The 1163-nt window shown below is 62.7% G+C and carries 2 protein-coding genes and 1 pseudogene; 2 read left to right on the plus strand and 1 reads right to left on the minus strand.

Annotation, left to right across the window (positions count from 1 at the left end; genetic code table 11):
- Nucleotides 1–144, plus strand: a pseudogene (locus DDE10_RS23110) (electron transfer flavoprotein subunit alpha/FixB family protein); the annotation flags it as partial.
- 180 nt (nucleotides 145–324) lie between these two features.
- Nucleotides 325–882, plus strand: coding sequence for a MarR family winged helix-turn-helix transcriptional regulator (locus tag DDE10_RS23115; RefSeq protein WP_284734849.1), 558 nt, complete (start codon nucleotides 325–327; stop codon nucleotides 880–882).
- A gap of 53 nt (nucleotides 883–935) precedes the next feature.
- Here the strand turns inward: DDE10_RS23115 and DDE10_RS23120 are convergent.
- A partial coding sequence (locus DDE10_RS23120) for an NAD-binding protein (protein WP_162806817.1) occupies nucleotides 936–1163 on the minus strand: 228 nt, incomplete at its 5' end.

A 1163-nucleotide genomic window follows, 5' to 3' on the forward strand; every position in this document is an offset into this window, starting at 1 on the left:
ATCCAGCACCTCGCCGGCATGAAGGATTCCAAGACCATCGTCGCCATCAACAAGGACGAGGACGCGCCCATCTTCCAGGTCGCCGACATCGGCCTGGTCGGAGACCTGTTCAAGATCGTCCCGGAACTCACCGAAAAGCTCTGAGCTGGTGGGGAGCCTCCATTCGGGGCTCCCCAGCGCCCCCTCGCCCAGGCAGCCGTTTCGCCTGTCCAAGAATTCGTTGGCCCGGCAGAGGGATGATCGAACCTGGCAAAGCGCGAGCATCCCTATATAGTAATCATGTGAATTGACTGGGTGGCTTACTATCTCTAGGATTGTCTTGGAATGAAGCAGGGGCGCTGCAGTATGGCTCGAGCAAAAGTAAGTTTGACGCCAGGGCAATTTCGCCTGGGCTTTCTCGTCCACGACGTGTCGCGGCTTCGGCGCACCGTCGTCGACAAGGCACTCGGGCCGCTCGGGATCACCCGCTCGCAATGGTGGGTTCTCGCCAATCTGTCGCGCCACGATGGCGAAGGCATGATGCAGACCGAACTCGCCCGCGTCCTCGATATAGGCAAGGTGGCTCTCGGCGGATTGCTCGATCGACTGGAGAGCAACGGCTATGTCGCACGCAAGCCCGACCCCGTCGACAGGCGCGCGAAGCGCATAGAAATGACTGATGCAGGCGCCGACCTGCTGGCGGCCATCCAGGATCGAGCGGCCGCGTTGAATCGGCAGATGATGGCGGGGATCACCGCGCAAGAGATCGCCGCGACGGAGGACATCCTTCATCGGATGAAGCAACGGCTGCTCGAGATGGACAGTCAGCTGAGGACGAATAGCGAGGATATCGTTCCCGCCAACGATTCGACGGATCCGCTGTTCGGCGTCGGCGGCGGATAGGTCCCTCTCGTGCGACGCCAGTGCGTCGTGCATTCACGATCGGCAGATCTCCCCTACGCTCCGGCAGCCTGCCAGCTGTCGTCGATCATCTTGATGATCGCGGAGAAGTCCTTGCGGCCGCCGCCGAGCCGCTCGAACCGGGCGTAGAGCTCCTCGGCATGCGAGCCCATCGGCGTGTAGGCGTCGGCGGACGAGGCGGCTTCCATGGCGAGCTTGAGGTCCTTGAGCATCAGGGCGGCGGCGAAGCCGCCATCATAGTCGCGGTCGGCGGGCGTCTCCGG

The organism is Sphingosinicella terrae (genome assembly GCF_003347635.1).
GTDB lineage: Bacteria > Pseudomonadota > Alphaproteobacteria > Sphingomonadales > Sphingomonadaceae > Allosphingosinicella > Allosphingosinicella terrae.

Excerpts from the sequence above, each read along its gene's own strand:
- DDE10_RS23115 (WP_284734849.1), top strand. The coding sequence starts at position 325 with ATGAAGCAGGGGCGCTGCAGTATGGCTCGAGCAAAAGTAAGTTTGACG.